The sequence below is a fragment of the Prosthecomicrobium sp. N25 genome (assembly GCF_037203705.1).
Lineage (GTDB): Bacteria > Pseudomonadota > Alphaproteobacteria > Rhizobiales > Ancalomicrobiaceae > Prosthecodimorpha.
In genome coordinates this window covers 2,804,049-2,823,157 of the sequence record NZ_JBBCAT010000001.1, presented here as the reverse complement: position 1 = coordinate 2,823,157, position 19,109 = coordinate 2,804,049, and the positions used below count along the sequence as shown (strand labels likewise).

Genomic DNA, 19,109 nt, shown 5'->3' with positions numbered 1-19,109 from the left:
GGCCTGCCCGCCAGGACCCGCGCCCGCGGCACGAGGCCCGGTCACGCGAGCCTCCGGAGCCAATCGGCCAGGCCGGCGTCGAGGTCGAAGCGCGGGCGCCAGCCGAAGTCGGCCGCGGCCCGGTCGATCCGGCAGGGCCCGCGCAGGTGGCGGGCCGGGTCGATGCCCGGGGGCTGCTCGATCGACGCGCCCGGGACGAGCCGCCGCACGGCCGCCGCGAAGTCACCCCGCGTGCGCAGGACGCCGCCGGTCACGTTGTAGACCGGGTGAGCGAGGGACGGGGCGAGGGCGGCGGCCACCAGCGCCTCCGCCAGGTCCGCCACATAGGTGAAGTCGCAAGGGTGGTCTCCCCCCGCCGCCTCGCGCACCGCCTCGCCGGCGAGCACGCGGGGCAGGAAATACTCCCCGATCTGGTTGCCGCGGCCGTAGACGAATCCGGTCCGCACGGAGGCGACGTCGCTGCCATAGGTGCGCCGGTGCGCCGAGCACCAGGTCTCGGCCATGAGCTTCGTGCCGTCGTAGACGGTGAGCGGATCGGTCGGGTCGGTTTCGGCCAGCGGCGCGAGGTCCGGCCGGTTGCCGTAGAGGGTGGCGGTGGAGACGTTCACCAAGCGGGCGCCGGCCGCATGCGCGGCCTCCAGCAGGTTCGCGGTGCCGTCGACGTTGACCGCGAGGGTCGCGAGCGGATCGGCGCGGGCCCGCACTGGCCCGACCACCGCGGCGCAGTGGACGATCGCCCGGCAGTCGGCGGCATGGGCGCGGCAGGCGGACGGGTGGCGCACGTCGAGAACCACGCGCTCGTCGTGCGGCGCCCAGATCCGCTCCTCCGAGAAGGCGATGTCCGCGAGGCGTACCCGGCAGCCGCGCGCCCTGGCGGCCTCCGCGACGTGCTGGGCGACCATGCCGTTGCCGCCCGTCACCAGGATGGTCGTCATGGCCCGGGACTCCGGATGAGTTCCGTCGTGCTGATCGGACCGTCGCCGGTCGGCTGCACGAAGTTGACGAAGACGAGCGGCTCGGTCCCGGTGTTGTGGAGGGCATGGGGCACCGGCGGGGGCGTCGCCACCACGTCGCCGGGCCCGACCGCGAGGTCGACCCCGCCGACCCGGGCGACGCCGGCGCCGGCGACGATCAGCCAGTACTCCGCCTTGCCGGTATGGGCGTGGAGCGTCACCGCCTCGCCCGGCAGGACGAGGTAGCGGGAGACCGTCATGGGCGCGGCCTCGACGTTCAGCCAGCGGACCGGCAGCCGGCGCGCGCCGCCATGCAGGACGGGAGCGGGGGAGGGCGTCGTCATGGCGTGGCGGGCCCGTAGACGAGGTCGGGAAGCCACAGCACGAGGCCGGGCACGAAGGTGATCAGGGCCAGCACGACCAGGAAGCCGCCGATGAACGGCAGGCATTCCCGCGCAACGGCCGCGATCGAGGCGCCGGAGATGTTGGCGACGATGAAGAGGGCCATGCCGACCGGCGGTGTGACGAGCCCGATCATCATGTTGACGATCATCACCATGCCGAAGTGCACTGGGTCGATGCCGACCGCCACCACGGCCGGGACCACCACCGGGGTCACCAGGATCAGGATGCCGGCACTGTCGAGGATCATGCCGAGGAGCAGGAGCAGGAGGTTGAGGACCAGCAGCAATACCCAGGGCGACAGCTGCAGGTGAACGACCGCCTCGGTGATCTCCTGCGGGATGCGCTCGCGGGCGAGGATCCAGGCGAAGACGTTGGCGCTCGCCACGATCAGCATGATTCCGCCGGTCGACAGCGCCGTGCTGCGCACCGCGTCGACCACCTCGGCGAAGACCGTTTCCCGGTGATACACGGCGGCGAGCAGCACCGCGTAGAAGGCGCCCACGGCGGCGACCTCGGTGGCGGTAAAGATGCCGGTGCGCATGCCGCCGATCATCGCGAAGGGCACGACCAGGGCCGGCAGTGCCCGCCAGGTCGCGGCCACGCGCTCGGGCATGCTGGCGCGCGGCAGGTCCGGCAGGTCGAGCGACTTGCCGCGCCAGTAGACGATCAGCATCTGGACGGCGACCATCATCAGCCCCGGGATCACGCCGGCCAGGAACATGCGGCCGACCGAGACGTCGGCGATGAAGGCGTACAGGACCGCGACCGTCGACGGCGGGATGACCGGGCCGACCGTCGCCGAGACGGCCGTCACGGCGGCCGAGAAGCGGGCGCTGTAGCCCTTCAGCATCATGGCCTTGATCTCGACCGTGCCGAGGCCGGCGGCGTCCGCGAGCGCCGAGCCGGACATGCCGGAGAAGACCATGGAGCCGAGGATGTTCACCTGCGCGAGGCCAGCCCGCCAGTGCCCGACCATCGCGACCGAGAAGTCGAAGATGCGGCGGGTGACCCCGCTGGCGTTCATCAGGTTGCCCATCAGCAGGAACATCGGCACGGCAATCAGGGTGAAGCTGTCGATGCCAAAGGCGAGGCGCTGGCCGACGATGGTCATCGGCACGCCCGCCAGCCAGACCCCGGCGATGCCGACGATCGTCAGAGAGGCCGCGACGGGGACGCCCGAGAAAAGCAGCGCGAGCAGGCCGGCGACGTAGAGGACGCTCATCGGGCCATGCCCTCCCGGTCGGCGAACAGCGTGCCGAGGAGGCGCGTCGCCGCGTGGAAGGCGATCAGGCCGCCGCCGATCGCTACCGGCCAGGCCAGCAGCGACGTCGGCCATTCGGTCGCGACCAGCGGCATGTCGGCGACCGACCCGGCGAGCCACCAACCTTGCAGGGCCAGCCAGGCGAAGAGGACGGTCAGCACCATGTCGCGGGCGACCAGGAAGGCCCGCCGCGCCCGCGCCGGCATCATGTCGACGAACGTGTCCACCGCGATGTCGGCGCCGCGCCGCGTCAGCGCCGCGGAGGCCAGGAAGGTCAGCCAGACGAGGATGAGGCGGACCACCTCCTCGGGCCAGATGAAGGGCGCGTGGAAGAGGTAGCGGGCGAAGACCTGCAGGTTGACCACGACCGCCATGGCGACGATCAGGGCCATCCCGGCCGCCTCCTCGAGGCGGCCGATCCCGTTCCCGGCCGCGCCGAGGAGAGCGATCAGCTTGCGCATGGGATCCGGACGTCAGGCCTGGTCGCGGATGCGGGCATAGAGCTCGACGTCGCCGCCCCAGGTGGAGGCGATGGACGGGATCGCCTTCTCGGCCGCCGCGCGCCAGGCCGGCAGGTCGGTCGGCGTGACGAGCGTCATGCCCGCGGCAGTCAGCTTCTGCTTCACGCTCTCCTCGCCGCTCGTGAAGGCGTCGGTGACCAGCGCCGAGCCCTCCCGGATCGCCGCGACGAGCGCCGCCTGGTCGGGCGCCGCGATCTGCGAGAAGGTGGCCTCATTGATCAGGATCGGCCCCGGCGCTCCGAAGGACCATGAGACGAGGTTCACGAACTTGGCGACCTCGAAGAGCTTCTGCGACAGGATCGTGTCGAGCGGCGCGTCGGCCCCGTCGACGATGCCCGACTGCAGGGCCTGGTACATCTCCGAGAAGGCGATCGGCGTCGGCACGGCGCCGAGCGCCTTGAAGACCTGCGGGTAGGGGGGCAGGTCGGCCACGCGGATCTTCTGGTTCGCCATCGCGCCGAGGGTCGCGTAGGGCTGCGTGCGCGAGATCACGTGGCGGGTACCCCGGTGGAACCAGCCGACGATCCGGACCCCGGACTTCTCCACCATGGCCTTGGTCCAGGTCGCCCCGACCGGGCCGTACACGACCCCCTCCCAGTGCTTGTTGTCCCGGAAGAGATAGGGCGCGTCCAGGATCGCCAGTTCCTTCAGGTGCACGCTCGCGCCGCCCGGCGAGGCGAGCAGCATGTCGACCGCGCCAGACCGGATGGCGATGTTCATATCGCGCTCGGTGCCGAGCTGGGACGAGGGGAACACCTGCAGCTTGACCCGACCCTCCGTGGCGGCGGCGACCTTCTGGGCGGCGAGTTCGAGGCCGAGGTGGAACTGGTGCGTCGGCGCCAGCACGTGCCCGACCTTCAGGGTGACGGGCGCCGCCGAGGCCTTCAGGCCCGAGGCGACGAGCGCGGCGGCGGCTCCGCCCAGGACGGTGCGGCGCGACAAGGACGTCATGATTCTCCTCCCCGTTTCAAATTTGATATTTTATAAAATCTGCCACACACTCTGCGCCGACGCAATCCGGGTCTGCTTCGTCCCGCCTTGACGGAGCTTCGCCGGGGGTGAGATCCTGAACGAGAACAACGGTTCACAAATGTGAACTCGCCGGGATCGGGCGACGGCAGGGGAATGCCGGCATGAAGATCGAGAGCATCCGGGCCTTCCCGATGAAACCGCTTCGGCGCCCCGGTCCCCCGGCCGCGCCCGGCGCGCGGCCCTACTGGGGCACCGACACCGAAGTCGCCGGCCCGATGTCGCGCTACCCGCGCTTCAAGCGGCACCGGTCGCTGTGGCGGCCGACCTGGCCGGACTTCGGCTGCCTCGTCACCGCATCGGACGGCACCTGGGGCTTCGCCACGGGCCGCTACGCGCCGGCGGTCTCGATCATCAACGACCACTTCGCCCCGCTCCTGGCCGGGGAGTCGTGCCTCGCCACCGAGAAGCTCTGGGACATGATGGCGAGGGCCGCCTCGCCCTACAGCGCCGGCGGCCTCGCCAGCTACGCCATCAGCGCCGTCGACCTCGCGCTCTGGGACCTCAAGGGCAAGATCCTGAAGCGCCCGGTCTACGAACTGCTCGGCGGCCCGGCGCGCGACGCGCAGGTCGCCTACGCGACCGGGAACGATACGGACTGGTACATGGAACTGGGCTTCAAGGCGACCAAGCTCGCCTGCCCGCACGGGGTCGCGGAAGGGCTCGAAGCGCTCGACCTGAACGAGGAACTGGTCGCCCGCGCCCGCGACATCGTCGGCCCGAAGGTCGAACTGATGCTCGACTGCTGGATGGCCTTCGACGTGGAGTTCACGGTCCGCATGGCCGAGCGGATGCGGCCCTACCGGCTGAAATGGCTGGAGGACTACCTCATCCCGGAGGATATGGACGGCTTCGCGGAAGTCAGGAAGCGCGTCCCCTGGCAGACGCTGGCGACCGGCGAGCACTGGTACACCCCGCAGGTCTTCTCGCATGCGGCGGCCAAGCGGCTCGCCGACATCTTCCAGCCGGACATCCAATGGTCGGGCGGGGTCACGGGCCTCCTGAAGATCTGCCTCCTGGCCGAGGCCGCCGGCATCCCGGTCATTCCGCACGCCAGCCTCAACTACCCCTTCGGCCAGCACTTCGTCTTCGCCATGCCGAACTGCCCCTGGGGCGAGTTCCTGCCCATGGGCCCGCCCGGCCAGCCGCTCGAGGGCGACGCGGTCTTCCCCGGGATGGCGGTCCCGAAGAACGGGGTGCTCGTCCCCTCCGACGCCCCCGGCTTCGGCATGGACATCGACCTCGACTGGATCGACCGGCACGTCGCCTGACTCAATCGAACCGGACCGGAGGCGGGGCGAACCCCGCCCGCGAGTCCCAGCATCGGGAGGAAGCGCATGAAGAGCATCATCGGCGCCGCGGGCATCGCGGCCGGCCTGGTCCTCGCCCTGTCGGGCGCTCCGGCGCGGGCGGACTTTCCCGAGAAGCCCATCCAGGTGATCGTCCCGGCAGGCCCGGGCTCGGCGACCGACACCGTCGCGCGGCTCGTCCTCAACAAGATCGCCGAGCAGAAGACCCTGGGCCAGCCGACGGTCGTCATCAACGTGAACGGCGGCCCGATCGCGGCGACGCGCGTCAAGGACGCCGCCCCGGACGGGCACGAGATCCTCGTCTACCACATCGGTCTCCTGGGCACGAAGGCGGTCGGCAAGCTCGCCTTCGGGGCGGAGGCCTTCGAGGCCGTGGCGCAGACCGGCAGCACGCGGTTCCTCGTCGCGGTCGCCGAGAAGGGGCCCTATGCCGACTTCAAGGCGCTGCTCGCCGCCGCCAAGGCCAAGCCGAACGAAATCACCGAGGCCAACTCGATCGGCGGGGCGAGCCACATCGCCACCCTTCTCCTTGCCCAGAAGGCGGGCTACCAGCCCCGCGTCGTCCAGGTCGGCGACGGCCCGAAGCGGCTGCAGTCCGTGCTCGGCGGCCACTCCGCCTACACGGTCGTCTCCCCGCAGGAGTACAAGGGCTTCCAGGGGTCCGGCATCAAGGCCGTCGCGCTGATCGGGCCCGCGGCGAACCCGGAATGGCCGGATGCGCCGGCCACCAAGGCGCTCGGCTACGAGGTCGACGTCTCCGTGGACACCTGGTGGTTCGCCCCCAAGGGCACGCCGAAGGCGGTCGTCGACAAGCTCGCCGGCGCCATCGAGAAGGCCATGCAGGACCCCGGCCTGAAGGACGCGCTCGCCAAGCAGGGCGTGGCCGACGAGTTCATGCGCGGCGAGCCGCTGGCGAAGCGGATCGCCGCCATCGACGCGGCCGTCCAGCCGCTCGGCAAGGACCTCGGCGGCCAGTAGGCCGGACCGGACGGGGAGGGGACGGGATGTCCAAGCGGCGGCTGGCGGACGCTGTCTTCGCCGGGGCGGTGCTGATCACGAGCCTGGTCTTCCTAAGGGAATCGTGGAAGCTGCCGGCCTCCCGCTTCGATCCGCTCGGGCCGGGCGCCTTCCCGATCGCGATCTGCGTCCTCCTGGCCCTTCTCTCCGCCGCCGCCCTCGTCCTCGCCGCCGCCGGCCGGGATCTCGGGGCGGCCGAGACCTCGCTCATCGTCGGCGTCGGGACCGGGGAGGGGGAGGGCCGTCCGCGCCACGGGCTCGGCGTCTTCGTGGCCCTGGCGACCGCCGCCTACGCGGCGCTCCTCGGCTACGCCCCGGTCGGCTTCTTCTGGGCGACCGCCGCCTATGTCTTCGCGACCGGCTTCGCCATGAGCGACCGCAGCCTCCGCTCGGCGCTCCTGGCGCTCGCGGTGGCGGCCGGCGTCGCGGCGGTGCTGACGCTCGGCTTCGGCACGCTCCTCGGCTTCCCCCTCCCGTGACCGGACCCCGGCGCCGATGACCCTCCTGGACGCCTTCCTGCACCTCCTCGACCCGACGGTCTTCGCGCTTCTCTGCGGCGGCGTCCTGCTCGGCATCGCGATCGGGGTCCTGCCGGGCATCAACACCGGCACCCTGATGGTCCTGGTCCTGCCCTTCACCTTCACGATGCCGAGCGTCGACGCGGTCGTGCTCCTCATCGCGCTCTTCGTCGGGGGCGTCAGCGGCGGGCTCGTCACGGCGACGCTGATGCGCATCCCCGGCGAGCCGAACGCCATCATGACCTGCATGGACGGCTACCCGATGGCCAAGGCCGGCCGCCCCGGCCGGGCGCTCGGGCTCGGCAACGCGGCCTCGATCGTCGGCGGCGCGCTCTCCTGGGTCGCCCTGGTGCTCCTGGCGCCGCCGCTCGCCCGCGTCGCGGTCGTGTTCGGCCCCTGGGAGATCTTCTCGGTCGCCTGCATGGCGATGGTGCTGATCGCCAGCCTGTCCCGCGGCTCGATGCTGAAGGGCCTCATCTCCGCCCTCCTCGGCATGCTGACCGCCATGCCCGGGCTCGACTCGTCCTCGGGCGCGAACCGGCTGACCTTCGGATCCGTCGACATGACGGCCGGCTTCGAGATCCTGCCGGTCATCCTCGGCATCTTCGCAATCAGTCAGCTCATGGCCGACACGGTGAATATCGAGGACGAGGACACCGAGCACGTGCGCGCCAACATGAGCGGCATCATGCTGTCGCTGCGCGACTACGTCGTGCACGGCTGGAACATCCTGCGCTCCTCCCTGATCGGGATCGGCATCGGCATCCTGCCGGGCGTCGGCGCCACCATCGCGTCGATCGTCGCCTACACGACCGCCCGCCGCGTCTCGCGCCATCCGGAGCAGTTCGGCCGCGGCAGCGAGGAGGCCATCGTGGCGGCCGAGAGCGCCAACAACGCCACCACCGGCGGCACCCTGATCCCGCTCCTCACCCTCGGCATCCCGGGCGGCCTTGCCGACTCCGTCCTCCTCGGCGCCCTCATCATCCACAACCTGGCGCCCGGCCCGATGCTCTACGTGCACCACCCGGAGATCGTGAACGCCATCATGGCCGCACATCTCGCCGCGCATGTCCTGATGTTCGTGTTCATGACCGCGGGCGTACTGCTCTTCGCCCGGCTGATGCTGATCTCCCGGGTCTGGATCTTCCCGGCCATCCTCGTCGTCTGCATCCTCGGCGCCTACACGGTGAACGCGCGCATGTTCGACGTCTGGGTGATGCTCGCCTTCGGGGTCATCGGCTACGGCCTGGAACTCGCCAAGGTGCCGATCGCCCCCTTCGTGGTCGGGCTCGTGCTCGCGCCGATCGCCGAGCAGGAACTGCGCACCGGCCTCATGGCCTCCGGTGGCACGCCCGCCGCGCTCCTCGACCGGCCGATCGCGCTCGCCTTCCTGGCCGTGGCGGTCGCCGCGCTCGCCTGGCCGGCGCTACGCAAGCTGAGACCCCGGAGAAGGAGGCTGGCGGCATGAGCGGGGACAGGATCCGGGCGGCCGTCATCGGGGCGGGCTGGTGGGGCGCGGCGAGCCACCTGCCGACCTTGGCCTCCCGCCCGGAGGTGATCCTCGACGGCGTGTGCCGGCTCGGGACGGAAGAGCTGGAGCGCGTTCGGGCCCATTTCGGCGTCGCCTTCGCGTCCGAGGACCATCGCGACGTGCTCGCCCGCCGCCCCGACGTGGTCGTCGTCGCCTCGCCCCACCATCTGCATTTCCGCCAGGCCGCCGACGCGCTGGAGGCCGGCGCCCATGTGCTGGTCGAGAAACCCATGACGCTCGACCCCGCCGAGGCCTGGGCGCTCGTCCGCCTCGCCGAGGCGCGCGGCCGCCACCTGCTCGTCTGCAACCCCTACCAATACCTGCCGGTCCTCGACGAGATCGGGACGCTCTTGCAGGACGGCCGCGCGGTGGGCCGGATCGAGAGCGTCGCCTGCTCCTTCGTCTCCGTCACCCGCAGCGTCTTCACCGGCGCGGAAGGGCTGTCGAAGTGGAAGAGCACCTTCTTCCGCCCCGACCGGGCGACCTGGCAGGACCCGCGCCAGGGCGGCGGCTTCGCGTACGGGCAGATGTCCCACGCGATCCCGCTCGCCCTCTGGCTGACAGGCCTCGTCCCGCGGACCGTCCGGGCCGCCACCGTGGATGCCGAGGGGGTCGACCTCTGTAACGCCGCGACGGTGCTGTTCGAGGGCGGCGCGATCGGCACCTTCCACGGGGCCGCCGCGATGCCCGAAGGCCACCGGGTGCTGATGCGCCTGACCGTGTCGGGCACGGACGGGGTCGCGATCCTCGACATCGACCGCGACCGGGCCGAAATCCGCCGCGGCGACGGCGGGAGCCGTGTCTTCGCCGTGCCGGAGGGGACCTGGATCCCGGAGAGCCGGACGCCGACCGATGCCCTCGTCGACCTCGCGCTCGGCCGCGGCGAGAACCGGTCGCCCGGCCGCATCGGAGCTGCCGCCGTGGGCACGATCGCGGCCATGCTGGACGCTGCGCGCGGCGGCGAGGGCCGGGTCCACCGGCCGGAGGCGGGGCCGTGAGCGACACCGAGACGATCGCCTTCGCGCTGAAGCTCCGCCCCGGCATGGCGGCGGAGTACAAGGCCCGCCACGACGCCCTCTGGCCGGAGATGAAGGCCATGCTGCTCGGATCGGGCATCCTGCACTACGAGATCTATCTCGACGAGGCGAGCCACACGCTCTTCGCCCACATCCTGCGCCGGACCGACCACACCATGCCGGCCAACCGGACGAACCCCGTCATGCTGCGCTGGCGCGCCCACATGGCGGACGTCCTGGAGATGGACGGCGACATGGCCGTGAGTTGGCCGCTGGAGAAGATGTTCGAACTGAAGGCGTGAGGCCCTCAGGCGCCCCGCTCCGACAGGAGCCGGGCCATCGTGCCGCCGAGGATCAGGGCGCGGTCGGCCTCGGGCGCGAAGTCGAAGTGCCGCCGGGCGACCTCGAGGCTCTGCGGATAGGTCATGTAGCGGCGGCTGACCGGATAATCCGAGCCCCAGCAGAGCCGCTCGGGGCCGAAGACCTCGTAGAGGGCACGGGTCAGCCAGGTGAGGGACGGGTAGGGGAAGTGCTCGCCCGCCGCTCCGGCGTAGCCGAAGCCCGAGACCTTGACGTAGACGTTGGGATGGCGCGCGGCGGCGAGCACCGCGGGAAGCCCGGTGTCGCGCGGCACGCCGGCCCGCACCCGCACCATATGATGGCAGAGGATCGGGATCGGCGTTCGCTCGGCGATCCGCTCGACCACCGGCATGTGGTCGGGCGTGCAGGCGAGGCTCAGGATCAGGTTCGACCGTTCGGCCTCGGCGAGAAAGGCCGAGCCCTCGTCCCCGACGAGCCAGGAGCCGTCGTCGGTCTCCCACAGGTAGTGGGTGAAGCCGGCCAGCCCGAACGCCTCGGCGGCCTGCCGCAGGCGTGCCGCCGCGCCGGCCGTCTTGTGAGTGTCGAGCCAGCGCGAGTCCACGTCCGCGAAGGGCACCAGCCGTCCGGGATGCCGGCGCGCGGCGTCATGCGCATAGGCGTTGTTGCCGAGGTTCCCCCCGAGCCCCGCGCAGACGACGACCGCCTTGGCGACGCCGGCCCGGTCCATCTCGTAGAGGAGCTGCTCGACGCGGCCGCGGCTCTCCCGATCCGGCACGGGCTCGTCATAGGGCCAGGTCTCCCAGGCGTGGCAATGGGCGTCGACGATCATGGGGTGGCTCCGAGCGGCTCAGGGTCGGGGGCGGGCGCGGGCGCCGCGACGGGCTGGCGGCGGTGGCAGGCGGTCCGGCGGCCCGCGCCCGTCTCGACGAGCGGCGGCACCGCCGTCCGGCACAGGTCGAGCGCCTCCGGGCAGCGGTTGGCGAAGGCGCAGCCCCGGTCGGCGATAGCCGGCCCGTCGCCGGCGCGCGGCGCGGCCTCTGCGCGGCCCCAGGGCAGGAGCGGGTCGGGGGGCGGGATCGCGTCCACGAGCGCCCGCGTGTAGGGGTGCTCGGGCTGCCGGATCACGGCCTCCGCGTCGCCCGCCTCGACGATCCGCCCGCCATAGAGCACCACCACCTCGTCGGCGATCTGGTAGGCGGTGGTGAGGTCGTGGGTGACGTAGACGAGCGAGATGCCGAGCTCCGTCTTCAGCCGGTGCAGGCTCTCCAGAATGGTCGCGCGGAGGGAGGCGTCGACCATGGAGACGGGCTCGTCGGCCAGGATGATGCGCGGCTTCAGCAGCAGCGCGCGGGCGATCATGATGCGCTGCCGCTGGCCGCCGGAGAGCTGGTGCGGGTAGCGGCCGAGGGTCTCCGCCGGGCGCAGGCCGACCCGCGACAGGGCCTCCGCGATCCGCCGGTCGGCGTCGGCCCGGTCCGTCGCGAGGCCGAAGGCGAGGAGGGGCTTCAGCAGGACGCGGTCGATCTTGTAGAAGGGGTTGTAGACGTCGAACGGGTCCTGGAAAATCGCTTGAACGTCCTTCCGGAAACCTCTGTATTCACGGGAGTTCATGGCCTCGAGGTTCGTCCCGCGATAGCGCACCGACCCGGCCGTCGGCCGCTGGAAGCCGAGGAGCAGGCGGGTCAGCGTGGTCTTCCCGCTGCCGCTCTCGCCGACGATCGCGACGATGCGCGGCCGCTCGCCGCCGATCCCGAACGAGATGCCGTCGACGGCGCGCTTCTCGCGCCGGCCGAACCCGCCGCCGAACACGACGGAGACGTCCCGTGCCTCGAGGAGCCCGCTCACGGCGCCGCCTCCGCGAGATGGCAGGCCGCCTGCCGGCCCGTCCCGACGTCCCTGAGCGCGGGGCGGTCGCGGCGGCACAGGTCGACGGCGGCCGGGCAGCGGACGTGGAAGGGGCAGCCGGGCGGCGGATCGAGGAGCGACGGGGCGACGCCCGGGATGCCCTTGAAGACGCCGCGGCGGACGAGGGAGGGCAGGCTGGAGATCAGCATCCGCGTATAGGGGTGCGCGGGTGTCGCGAAGATGTCCCGCACCGGTCCGATCTCGACGAGGCGGCCGGCATACATGACCCCGATCCGATGCGCGAACTGCGCCATCAGCCCCATGTCGTGGCCGATCAGGATGACCGCCGCGCCGATGTCGGCCTGCACGGCGCCGAGCGTCGTCAGCACCTGCTTCTGCACCACCACGTCGAGCGCGCTGGTCGGCTCGTCCGCGACGATGACCTGCGGCCGGAGCGCGATCGCCAGGGCGATGCAGACCCGCTGCTTCATGCCGCCGGAGAGCTGGTGCGGGAAGAGCCGGACCACCTCCGCCCCGAGGCCTACGCGGGCGAGGAGGTCCGTCATCCGCTGCCGGAGCGCCGCGCCGGAGAGGCGCACCCCGTGGGCGGCGAGGAGGTCGCCGATCTGGTCGCCGACGGTCAGGACCGGATTCAGCGAGCTCATCGCCCCCTGCGGGATGAGGCTCATGCGCGAGAACCGGATCCGCCGCAGCGCCTCCGGGGCGAGGGCGAGCACGTCCTCGCCGCCGAGCGTGACCGCGCCGCCGGCGATCCGCCCGGGCGGCCGGATCATGCGCAGGAGAGCGAGCACGGTCGTCGACTTGCCGGACCCGGACTCCCCGACGAGGCCGAGGCGCTCCCCGGGCCGGAGGTCGAAGCTCACCCCGTCGACCGCGCGCACGGGACCGGCGGAGGTCTCGAATCGGACCTCCAGGTCGCGCACCTTCAGCACGGGCTCGCCCGCGGCGACCTCGAAGCTCCGCTGCGGCGCCGCGGTCATGCGGTCGTCCTCAGGCGCACGTTGACGATCCGGTCGAGGCCCGCCGAGGTCAGCAGTAGCCCGACGAAGATGAGGGCGATCATGGCCACCGGCGGCGCCCACCACCACCAGAGGCCGCGCAGGATGGCGCTGTAGAACTGGGCCCAGTAGATCATCATGCCGAGGGTCAGGTCGTTCTGGGGCCCGAGCCCGAGCGCCTCCAGGCCGATGGTCGCCAGGATGGCGCGCGAGACCGCGGTGACGAAGCTCGCCGCCAGGAAGGGCAGGAGGTTCGGCAGGATCTCGACCAGGACGAGCCGGACGCCGCCGTCGCCGCTGAGGCGGGCGACGTCCACGTAGGACCGCTCGCGCAGCGACAGGGTCTGCGCCCGCACCGTCCGCGTCGCCGTCATCCACGACAGGGAGGCGACGATGACGGCCATCAGCTCGACGCTCATCGCGCGGACGTTGGTCGCCACCAGGAGCAGGACCGCGATGCCCGGGATCGTCATCATCACGTCCGCCGCGACCCGGATCACCGTGTCGACCAGCCCGCCGAAGAAGCCGGCCGCAAGGCCTAGCAGGGTCCCGACCGTCAGGCCGATGATGCCGGCGAGAAGCCCGATCTTCAGCGTCTGCGGGGTGGCGGCGACGAGCGAGGCCAGGACGTCCCGGCCCTGCACGTCGGTGCCGAGGAGATGCTCGGCCGACGGCGGCTGGCGCGGCAGCGTCGCCCCGACCTGCGCCAGCCCGGGATCGACCGCCAGCGGCAGCAGCGCCGCGATCATCAGGATCGCGAGGAGGAGCGCGAGGCCCGCGACGAGCATCGGCTCGCGCAGCACCCGGGATGCGACGGCGCGGGCCGGGGAGGGGGCGTCCGGGACCGCGAGGCTCATCGGCCGCCCGCCGCGATGCGCGGATCGATCAGCGGATAGACCAGGTCGAGGAGGAACATGGCGAGTGCGATCGAGACCGAGAGCAGCAGGATGATGCCCTGGATGACGAAATAGTCTTTGGTCTGGATCGCCTGGTAGAGCTGGTAGCCGATGCCCGGATAGGCGAAGACGACCTCCACCAGGATCGCGCCGGAGACGATGTGGCCGAGGGTGAGCGCGAGCACGGTGAACTGCGGGAGCATGGCGTTGCGCATCCCGTACCAGAGGAAGATCCGGCGGTCCGGCAGCCCCTTGGCCTCGGCGAGCGTGATGTAGTCCTCCCCGAGCACGCTCACGACCATGCCCCGCATGCCGATCGCCCAGGCCCCGACCTCGGCCAGGATGATCGACGCGGCGGGGAGGGCGGCGTGGTAGGCGATGCCCCTCACGCTTTCCCAGGTCCAGCCGAGCTGCAGCGTGAAGGGATGCCCGCCGCCGGCCGGGAAGACCTTCAGGACCGTGGCGAAGAGGAAGAGGAGCACCAGGCCGATCAGGAAGTAGGGCAGCGCCGAGACGAGCAGCACCGGCACCCCGAGCGCCTTGACGATTCGCGACCCGCGCGGCCAGGCCATCCGGGCGCCGAGCCAGGTGCCGAGCGCGAAGCTGACCAGGGTGGTGAAGCCGAGGAGCCCGACCGTCCAGGGCAGCCCCGCCAGGATCGTCTCGGCGACCGTCGCCGGGTGGTGGGCGAGGGACACCCCGAGGTCCAGGCTGAACAGGGCCTTCCAGTAGTTGGCATATTGGGCGAGCATCGGCTGGTCGAGGCCGAACTTCGCGCGGTAGGCCGCAGCGATGGCCTGGACGTCGCCGATCTGGCCGCCGCCGGACGCGGCGAGCTGGTTCAGCTGCTGCTCGATCGGGTCGCCCGGCATGAGCCGCGGGATGACGAAGTTGATCGTGACCGCCAGCGCGATCACGACCAGCATCATGCCGAAGCGACGGGCGACGTAGGCGAGGTACAAGGGGCCGTCCTCTGCGGATCGCGGGACTCCGACGCGCTGCGGCGAAGGCGGGCGGCGCGCCGGGCAGGCCTCAGCTGCGCGGCTTCAGCCGGTGCACCACCAGCGCGAAGCCCTCCCAGGGCAGGTAGGGCGCCACGTAGGGGTCGGCGGCGGTCGGGAAGCCGGTCCAGTAGGTCGTGTTGTTGGTGACCACGTGGAACTCCTCCGCGAGCGTGATCTCCGGGAGGTCGCGCAGGAAGATCCGGGTCGCGTCGCGCACCAGGGCCATGTAGGCCGGGTCCTTGGGCGACGGCGTGACGGCCTCCATCTTGTTCAAGACGGCGTCGAGCTCCGGGTTGGAATAGCGCGTGTAGGAGCGCGGGTTCGTGACCTTCTGGCCGGCGGCCGCCGCGTATTTCCCGTGGAAGTGCTCGAGCGTCTGCCAGGGATCGTAGACGCTGCCGCAGTGGACGGTGAGCGAGGCGTCGAAGTTGCCCGTCGCCATGGCGTCGTTGTGGGCGGCGTCCTGCAGGGCCTGGAACACGACGTTGAAGCCGGCGCTCTTCAGCTGCTGGACGACCACCGGCCCGCTCGGATTGCCCTGCTGCATGATGATCGTGAAGGGCCAGGCCTCGCCGCCGGGCTTCGCCCACTGGCCGTCCGCCCCCTTCACGAACTTCTTCCCCGTGAGGAGCTTCTCCGTCAGGGCCTTGTCGGCCTTGTCGATGCCGCTCTCGGCCAGAAGGTCCTTCATCTGCGCCGTATAGGCGACCACGCCCCCATAGGACGAGAAGGGCCAGACCGCCTTGGGCATCGAGCCCTCGTAGGCGAGGTTGACGATCTGGTCGCGGTTGATGGCGTGGTTGATGGCGCGGCGGACGTCCGCGTCGTCGAAGGGCGGGCGCTGGGTGTTGAGGATCAGGCGGAAGGTGCAGCCGTCCGGGGCGCCCCAAACCGGCCCGGAGGCGTTCCAGGACGAGAGGCCGGGATTGCGCGCCTTGCCGGCCTCGAAGGCGCCGACCTGCAGCGCCCGGCCGATGTCGATCTCGTTGTTGGTGAAGAGCTGGGGCACCGCGTCGACGGTCGCCGGCTTGTAGATGACGCGCTCGACGGCCGGCATCCCCTTGGCGACGCCCGCCTCGGCTGCCCACCAGGACTCCCGCCGGTCGTACACGATCGAACTCGCGTCGGATTTGACCAGCTTGTAGGGGCCCGTGCCGACCGGCCAGCCCTTCTGCAGGTCGAAGAACGAGAAGGTCTTCGGATCCTGCCCGGTCCAGATGTGCTTCGGCACGACGATGAACCGCGCGGCCTGCCCCTGGGCCAGGAAGTCCTGCACGAAGCGGGGCCCGGGCTTGGTCAGGGTGATGCGGACGGTCCGCGGGTCCGGTGCCTCGGCGCGCGCGATCCATTCCTTGATGGCGGCCGACAGGAGGAGGTCCGGCGCGACGGACTTCAGCATGTCCACCGTGAAGACGACGTCCTCGGCCGTGAAGGGCTGGCCGTCGCTCCACTTCACCGTATCCCGGAGCTTGAGGGTGATCGTCCGGAATCCTTCGTCGTAGGCGAAGCTCTCCGCCTGCCAGGGGATGATCTCGTTGGTCATATGGTTGGTGAAGAACAAGGGTTCGTTCACCGTGTAGTGCAGGCTGTTGCGCTGGTGCAGGAGCAGGCCCGCATAGGGGCTCATGCTGGTCGGGGAGGGGACCTGATTGTAGAAGTCCCAGCCCTGGCTGATCAGGGTCCGGTTGCGCGGAACCGGCTTGAGATCCTGGGCGACGGATGCTTCGACGCCTGCGAGCAGCCCGACAGCCGCCGCGACGCCCCAGAGGACGCGAGCCATGAACGTCTTCCTCCCGCTTTGTCTCTTGCCTTGCCGGCAAGCTGGTTCATAAATGAGAACTCTTGTTCGAAAGTCTGAGGTCGTTGCCTTGGCGAGTCAATCCGGTCCCGCGCAACCCCTGGACTCGGCGCCGATCCCCGCGGCAGGAGCCCCCGACGCCCCCGACCGGGTGAAGTCCGCCGGCAGAGTCCTTGATCTCGTTGAAATTCTGGTCGCCAGCGAACAGGGCCTCACCTTCACCGACCTGCTGCGCCGGACCGGATTTCCCAAGAGCAGCCTGCACGCGCTCCTCGATGTGCTCACGCAAAGGAGCTATGCGCATTTTGACCAGAGAACGAACCGGTACAGTCTCGGCATCCAGGTCTGGCAGAACGGGCAGGCCTATCTGCGCAGCCGCAGCATCGTGCGCGAGGCCGGCGACGCCATGGGCGGCATCGGGCGCGAGCTGAACGAGACCGTCCAGCTCGCCTGCCTGGACGGGACGGAGAACGTCTACCTGGCCAAGGTCGACAGCACGCACCCGCTGCGGCTCCAGTCCGAGGTGGGCGCTCGTCTCGCCGCGCATGCGACCGGGCTCGGGAAGGCACTCCTGTCCGGCCTGCCGGACGACGAGATCCGGCGCCGTCACGCCGGGCGTCCGCTCGTCCGCATGACCCCGAACACGATCACGTCGCTCGACGCGCTCCTGGCCGAAGCGGCCCGGATCCGGGCCACCGGCTTCTCGGTCGACGACGAGGAGTACACGCCGGGCCTCGTCTGCGTCGCCGTGCCGGTCCGCGATTCGACCGGCGCGGTCGTGGTCGCGCTCAGCGTCGCCGTACCGATCATCCGTGCCTCGACCGACGTACTCGGCCGCGCGCTGACGCTTCTCGCACGCGCCAGCGTCGACGTGACCCGCCGGCTCCACGGGCCCACGGATGCGGCGACCGTACGGCTCGCCGACGGCCAGGCGAACGCCGGCGAACTCGAATCCCGCTTCGGCTTCCTGCGCCGCACCGCCGACACACCCGACGCCATCGGCCGCCGGCGCTGATGAGCCGCCGGCCTCCGATGGTTGCCGACCCGCCGATAACCCGGGAATCCGCGACCAAGGTCGTGGATCCGAGGGCCGGAGAAAAGTTCCATAATCCATCTTATGCGAATGGCGGTTGCAACGGACGGGCGGCTAGACGTCGCCGTGGAGAGACCGGCAGGATCAAGTCCGTCAGGAGCAGCGCGCGCCGCCTGCCCAGGCTCGAGGCTCGCGTCGACAAGGCGCCGCCCGGCCGATGATGGAGATCGGAGGGACCGCTCGTCTGAGCGGGCGCGGCGGGCGGTTCGCGGGCGACCCGTCCGGCGGTCTTGCTCTTTCGGCGCCGGCGTGGCCGGGCCGCGAGCTAGCGCGGGATGAACCGTGTCTGGACGACACGTTCGATGGGTGGCGACCCGGGTTCGTCGGCGCGCAGGCGGAGAATGTCGCAGACGGCATCGACGATGCCGGCGATGGGCTGTTCCACGGTCGGGAACCGATAGGGCGCCCAGTTGGACTGCGGGACGTTGTCGAAGCCGATCACCGTGACGTCCGAGCCCCTGCCCGCCTCCCTCGCGGCGTCGAGCGCCCCCATCGCCATGGCGTCGTTGGCTGCAATGAGGGCGTCCGGCCGGTCTCCGCGTGCGGCCAGCCGACGCCAGGCCTCGGCGCCGCTCTCGTACGAGAAGTCGCCGATATCCTCGTCGACGAGCAGCATGGGATATTTCGCGAGAGCCTCCAGGAAGGCGAGCCGCCGGCTCGCGTGGGCGGTGGCCGTCCGTCGTCCGGCCACGTACCACAGGCGGTGGATGCCCCGTTGCGAGAGCCATCCGAGCGCCTGGCCGATGCCGGCGGCCTCATCGAGCCGGACGAGATCGCAATCGGCCTCGCCGGCCCGACCGTTCAGCATGATTGGCGGCCGTAGGGTGCAGTAAGGCGCGATCGTCGCCGCGTCGACGGAGTCGGCCATCACAACGGCCGTTTCGAGCGGAAACCGGATGAGATCGGCCAGCGATTCGGTGCCCCGGTCGGCGTTGTCCAGGCTGACGGTCACCAGCTGGCGGCCGATCCCCTGCAGGGCGGCGTTGAGGGCGTGGAACAGGTACGGTTCCCGCAGGTCGGGCTGCGAATTGGCGACCAGCGCGACCAGGTCGCTGCGCCCCTTCGCCAGCGACGAGGCGAGCGCGTTGGGCCGATATCCGAGGCGCTCGGCCGCCTCGAGCACCCGGCGACGGGTCTCGGGCGCGACGCTGGCCCTCGGCGTGAAGGTGCGCGAAACGGCCGAGCGCGACACCCCCGCGAGGGCGGCAACATCCTTGGCCGTGATCTCGGTCATTCGGCGATGCTCCTCGAGCGCGCTGGAGGCAGGCTATGGACGGCGGCGCGGGCCTGCAACCACCGAAAAAGAGCCCTCCCCTCGTCCGGGCTGCCCGGGCGCGGCATGCGTTCGCGTGCAAAGTCAGGAATAGACCGGAACGTTCGCCGGAGCAATGAGGCGCGAGCCCGGCGCCGCTGACCTGCGTGCTACGGAACGGCGTCCTAATCGCGGCAACTTCCCGCGCCGACGCGAGCACCGGCCACTGCGCGAACCCCTAAAAAGCCGCTAGGGCATCTTGCCAGCAATGCACGCGCGTGCAAAGGTGCTCCCTGTCGGGTACTCGCTGCGGTGGGAGC

The 19,109-nt window shown here is 71.0% G+C and carries 19 protein-coding genes; 7 read left to right on the top strand and 12 right to left on the bottom strand.

Going from position 1 to position 19,109, the window contains the following annotated elements:
• Positions 1 to 41: 41 nt before the first annotated feature.
• From WBG79_RS12850 to WBG79_RS12830, 5 genes are read right to left on the bottom strand one after another with little or no spacing between them, the layout of a single operon-like run.
• Complete coding sequence (locus WBG79_RS12850; protein ID WP_337357497.1) at positions 42 to 935, bottom strand: NAD-dependent epimerase/dehydratase family protein; 894 nt, start codon at positions 933 to 935, stop codon at positions 42 to 44.
• Entirely contained in the window at positions 932 to 1,297 is a 366-nt protein-coding gene (locus tag WBG79_RS12845; protein ID WP_337357496.1) for a cupin domain-containing protein, read from the bottom strand. Before WBG79_RS12845 ends, WBG79_RS12850 begins: the two co-directional genes overlap by 4 nt.
• Complete coding sequence (locus tag WBG79_RS12840) at positions 1,294 to 2,580, bottom strand: TRAP transporter large permease (RefSeq protein ID WP_337357495.1); 1,287 nt, start codon at positions 2,578 to 2,580, stop codon at positions 1,294 to 1,296. Before WBG79_RS12840 ends, WBG79_RS12845 begins: the two co-directional genes overlap by 4 nt.
• The gene (locus WBG79_RS12835) at positions 2,577 to 3,080 is read right to left on the bottom strand and encodes a TRAP transporter small permease (RefSeq protein ID WP_337357494.1); all 504 of its coding nucleotides are present in this window, start codon (positions 3,078 to 3,080) and stop codon (positions 2,577 to 2,579) included. Before WBG79_RS12835 ends, WBG79_RS12840 begins: the two co-directional genes overlap by 4 nt.
• 12 nt (positions 3,081 to 3,092) lie before the next feature.
• Entirely contained in the window at positions 3,093 to 4,091 is a 999-nt protein-coding gene (locus WBG79_RS12830; RefSeq protein WP_337357493.1) for a TRAP transporter substrate-binding protein, read from the bottom strand.
• Between the two features lie 182 nt (positions 4,092 to 4,273).
• Here WBG79_RS12830 and WBG79_RS12825 point away from each other — a divergent pair, with 182 nt between their 5' ends.
• The 6 genes from WBG79_RS12825 (at position 4,274) to WBG79_RS12800 (ending at position 9,863) form a co-directional block, all read left to right on the top strand.
• Complete coding sequence (locus WBG79_RS12825) at positions 4,274 to 5,440, top strand: enolase C-terminal domain-like protein (protein ID WP_337357492.1); 1,167 nt, start codon at positions 4,274 to 4,276, stop codon at positions 5,438 to 5,440.
• A 66-nt stretch (positions 5,441 to 5,506) separates the two neighbouring features.
• Positions 5,507 to 6,457: a Bug family tripartite tricarboxylate transporter substrate binding protein gene (locus tag WBG79_RS12820; RefSeq protein ID WP_337357491.1), complete on the top strand. Its 951-nt coding sequence runs from the start codon at positions 5,507 to 5,509 to the stop codon at positions 6,455 to 6,457.
• 26 nt (positions 6,458 to 6,483) lie between these two features.
• Positions 6,484 to 6,975: a tripartite tricarboxylate transporter TctB family protein gene (locus WBG79_RS12815; RefSeq protein WP_337357490.1), complete on the top strand. Its 492-nt coding sequence runs from the start codon at positions 6,484 to 6,486 to the stop codon at positions 6,973 to 6,975.
• Positions 6,976 to 6,991: 16 nt separating this feature from the next.
• Complete coding sequence (locus WBG79_RS12810; RefSeq protein WP_337357489.1) at positions 6,992 to 8,482, top strand: tripartite tricarboxylate transporter permease; 1,491 nt, start codon at positions 6,992 to 6,994, stop codon at positions 8,480 to 8,482.
• Complete coding sequence (locus WBG79_RS12805; protein WP_337357488.1) at positions 8,479 to 9,543, top strand: Gfo/Idh/MocA family protein; 1,065 nt, start codon at positions 8,479 to 8,481, stop codon at positions 9,541 to 9,543. Before WBG79_RS12810 ends, WBG79_RS12805 begins: the two co-directional genes overlap by 4 nt.
• Positions 9,540 to 9,863, top strand: a complete 324-nt coding sequence (locus tag WBG79_RS12800; RefSeq protein ID WP_337357487.1) for an L-rhamnose mutarotase — start codon at positions 9,540 to 9,542, stop codon at positions 9,861 to 9,863. The genes WBG79_RS12805 and WBG79_RS12800 overlap by 4 nt, the downstream gene beginning before the upstream one ends.
• A gap of 5 nt (positions 9,864 to 9,868) precedes the next feature.
• Here the strand turns inward: WBG79_RS12800 and WBG79_RS12795 are convergent, their stop codons facing one another.
• From WBG79_RS12795 to WBG79_RS12770, 6 genes are all read right to left on the bottom strand, one after another.
• Positions 9,869 to 10,711, bottom strand: a complete 843-nt coding sequence (locus WBG79_RS12795; RefSeq protein WP_337357486.1) for an amidohydrolase family protein — start codon at positions 10,709 to 10,711, stop codon at positions 9,869 to 9,871.
• Positions 10,708 to 11,727, bottom strand: a complete 1,020-nt coding sequence (locus WBG79_RS12790) for an ABC transporter ATP-binding protein (protein WP_337357485.1) — start codon at positions 11,725 to 11,727, stop codon at positions 10,708 to 10,710. Before WBG79_RS12790 ends, WBG79_RS12795 begins: the two co-directional genes overlap by 4 nt.
• Complete coding sequence (locus WBG79_RS12785; protein WP_337357484.1) at positions 11,724 to 12,728, bottom strand: ABC transporter ATP-binding protein; 1,005 nt, start codon at positions 12,726 to 12,728, stop codon at positions 11,724 to 11,726. The genes WBG79_RS12790 and WBG79_RS12785 overlap by 4 nt, the downstream gene beginning before the upstream one ends.
• Positions 12,725 to 13,603, bottom strand: coding sequence for an ABC transporter permease (locus WBG79_RS12780; RefSeq protein WP_337357483.1), 879 nt, complete (start codon positions 13,601 to 13,603; stop codon positions 12,725 to 12,727). Before WBG79_RS12780 ends, WBG79_RS12785 begins: the two co-directional genes overlap by 4 nt.
• Positions 13,600 to 14,604 (bottom strand): ABC transporter permease, encoded by a 1,005-nt coding sequence (locus tag WBG79_RS12775; RefSeq protein WP_337357482.1) that lies wholly within the window; start codon positions 14,602 to 14,604, stop codon positions 13,600 to 13,602. Before WBG79_RS12775 ends, WBG79_RS12780 begins: the two co-directional genes overlap by 4 nt.
• Positions 14,605 to 14,674: 70 nt before the next feature.
• Positions 14,675 to 16,426 carry an ABC transporter substrate-binding protein gene (locus WBG79_RS12770; protein WP_337357481.1) on the bottom strand — a complete coding sequence of 584 codons (1,752 nt, stop codon included), beginning with the start codon at positions 16,424 to 16,426 and terminating at the stop codon, positions 14,675 to 14,677.
• A gap of 169 nt (positions 16,427 to 16,595) precedes the next feature.
• Between WBG79_RS12770 and WBG79_RS12765 the strand changes: the two genes are divergently transcribed.
• Positions 16,596 to 17,459 carry an IclR family transcriptional regulator gene (locus tag WBG79_RS12765; RefSeq protein ID WP_337357480.1) on the top strand — a complete coding sequence of 288 codons (864 nt, stop codon included), beginning with the start codon at positions 16,596 to 16,598 and terminating at the stop codon, positions 17,457 to 17,459.
• Positions 17,460 to 17,802: 343 nt separating this feature from the next.
• Here the strand turns inward: WBG79_RS12765 and WBG79_RS12760 are convergent, their stop codons facing one another.
• Complete coding sequence (locus WBG79_RS12760; RefSeq protein ID WP_337357479.1) at positions 17,803 to 18,771, bottom strand: LacI family DNA-binding transcriptional regulator; 969 nt, start codon at positions 18,769 to 18,771, stop codon at positions 17,803 to 17,805.
• Between the last annotated feature and the right edge of the window lie 338 nt (positions 18,772 to 19,109).